Annotated in this window: 1 protein-coding gene; it reads left to right on the forward strand. The window is 71.6% G+C overall.

Translation table 11 applies throughout. The features are described 5' to 3' along the window. On the forward strand, positions 1–2,954 hold a 2,954-nt coding region (locus tag POF73_RS45550), incomplete at both ends, for a type I polyketide synthase (protein ID WP_272125428.1).

The raw sequence follows: 2,954 nt of genomic DNA on the forward strand, positions 1-2,954 counted from the left end.
TGTTCCGGTGGAGTGGGACGAGCGGGTGGCGTCCTCGCTGGCCGCGGTGCTTGCCGCGGGGCAGGGTGAGGACCAGGTCGCGGTGCGCTCGTCGGGCGTGTACGGACGTCGTCTGGTCCGTGCCCCGCTGGGAGTCAACCCCACACCGACACGGACTTGGAACCCGTCGGGCACGGTGCTGATCACCGGTGGTACCGGTGGCATCGGCGGGCACCTGGCTCGCTGGCTGGCGAAGGAGGGCGCCGAGCGTCTGCTGCTGGTCAGCCGAAGCGGTGAGCAGGCAGAAGGTGTGGCCGAACTCGCCGCAGAACTAGGTGACTTGGGTGCCGAGGTGACGTTCGCCGCGTGCGACGTGACCGACCGGGCCGCGCTGGCGGAGGTGCTGGCCGGGATACCGGACGAGCACCCCCTGACCGCCGTCTTCCACACAGCGGGAATCGCCAGCTACGGGCCCGTACGCGAACTCGAAGCCGCGGACCTGGAGGCCCAGATGGCCGCCAAGGTTCTCGGCGCCCGTCATCTGGACGAGCTGACCACCGAACTCGGCCTGGAACTGGACGCGTTCGTGGTGTTCTCGTCCGGCGCCGCGGTATGGGGGAGTGCGGGCAACGGTGGGTACGCGGCGGCGAACGCGTACCTGGACGGCCTGGCGTGGGAGCGCCGGGCACGTGGCCTGGCGGCGACCTCGGTGTCGTGGGGCAGCTGGCAGAACACCGGCATGGCCACCGATCAGACCGCGGAGCAGCTTCAGCGCCGCGGTGTCCGGCCGATGGACCCGGCGCTCGCCGTCGAGGCGCTCCGGCAGGCGCTGGAGCACGACGAGACCGCGCTTACGGTCACGGACATGGACTGGGCGCTGTTCACGCCGGGGTACACCATGGCCCGGCGCCGCCCGCTGATCGAGGACATCCCCGAAGCCACCCGCGCACTCAGCGAGGACGCCGCCGACGCGGCGCACGACGACTCGGCCGGAGCGGCCCTTCGGGCGGAACTCGCGGGGCTGGGCCGGCCCGAGCAAGTCGACCTGCTCATGGACCTGGTGCGCGGCGAGGCCACCCGCCTCCTGGCGCATGCCTCCGCGGCCGACATCACGCCGGAGAGGCCCTTCAAGGAGCTCGGGTTCGACTCGCTGACCGCGATGGAACTGCGCAACCTGCTGACCACCGCCACCGGCCTGCGCCTGCCGGCCACCCTCGTCTTCGACTACCCCAACCCACGACAGCTGGCCGCCCATCTGCGCGACGAGCTGATCGGCTCCGGAACGGATCCCGTGCCCGCGGCCGATGTCGTACGGACCGCGGCCGACGAACCGCTGGCCGTCGTCGGCATGGCCTGCCGCTACTCGGGCGGAGTGGCCTCCCCGGAGGACCTGTGGCAGGTGGTGACGGAGAACAGGGAGGGGCTGTCCGACTTCCCCTCCTACCGAGGCTGGGACCGCTGGAACCTCGCGAGCCTCCGCCGCGCCGGCTTCCTGCACGAGGCGGGCGACTTCGACGCCGGGTTCTTCGGGATCTCGCCGCGTGAGGCGCTGACCATGGACCCGCAGCAGCGGCTGCTCCTGGAGGCCTCGTGGGAGGCCGTGGAGCGGACCGGCATCGACCCGAAGTCGCTGCGCGGCAGTGACACCGGTGTCTTCGTCGGTGGTACGGCCGTCGAGTACGGCGCACTGCTGATGAACTCGCCGGCCAGCCAGGGCTACGCCGTCACCAGCTCCTCCGGCAGCGTCATGTCGGGCCGTATCTCCTACACCCTCGGCCTGGAAGGGCCCGCCGTCAGCGTGGACACCGCCTGCTCGTCCTCGCTCGTCGCCCTGCACCTCGCCGTCCAGGCGCTGCGTAACGGTGAGTGCGGCCTCGCACTGACGGGCGGCGTCGGTCTGATGGCCACGCCGGGTGCGTTCGGGGAGTTCGACACCCTCGGCGGACTGTCGGCCGACGGCCGGACCAAGGCCTTCGCCGCGTCCGCGGACGGGATCGGCTGGGGCGAGGGCGTCGGCATGATCGTGCTGGAACGACTGTCGGACGCGCGCCGCAACGGGCACGAGGTGCTGGCGGTGATCCGCGGCTCGGCGATCAACCAGGACGGCGCGTCCAACGGCCTGAGCGCTCCGAACGGTCCGTCGCAGCAGCGGGTGATCCGGCAGGCGGTCGCCAACGCCGGGTTGACCCTCTCGGACGTCGACATGGTGGAGGCGCACGGTACGGGTACGACGCTCGGCGACCCGATCGAAGCGCAGGCCCTGCTGAACACCTACGGCCAGGAACGTCCGGCCGACCGGCCGTTGTGGCTGGGCTCCGTCAAGTCCAACATCGGGCACACGGGCGCGGCCGCCGGTGTGGCGGGTGTCATCAAGTCCGTACTCGCCCTGCGCAACGAAGTACTGCCCAAGACCCTGAACGTGGACGAGCCGACACCGAAGGTCGACTGGTCCGCGGGCGCGGTGGAGCTGCTGACCGAGGCCCGGGAGTGGCCGCAGACGGAACGTGCACGGCGTGCGGGTGTGTCGTCGTTCGGGATCAGCGGCACCAACGCGCACGTGATCATCGAGGAGGCCCCCGCGGCCGAGGAACCTCCGGTCCAGCCCGATGCCGAGGTCCCGGCGGTTCCCGCCCTTGCGGCACAGGTCGTCCCATGGGTGTTCTCGGGACGGTCGAACGGGGCCCTGCGTGGCCAGGCCGATCGCCTGTCCGGCCTGGTGGAGCGCGACCCCGGCCTCGACCTCACGGACGTGGCGTTCTCCCTGGTGACGACACGCGCCAGCCTGGAACACCGCGCCGTGGTGCTCGGCCGTGACGCGGCGGGTGTGCTCGACGGTCTGCGCGGACTCACCGCGCAGGGCTCGGGCCCCGGCGTGGTCTCCGGTGCGACTGCTGCCGACAGCCGCGCGGTCTTCGTGTTCCCGGGGCAGGGGTCGCAGTGGGTCGGTATGGGGCGTGAGTTGTGGGATGCCTCGT

Origin of the sequence: Streptomyces sp. HD, assembly GCF_028369295.1 — a bacterium.
Classification (GTDB): Bacteria; Actinomycetota; Actinomycetes; order Streptomycetales; family Streptomycetaceae; genus Streptomyces.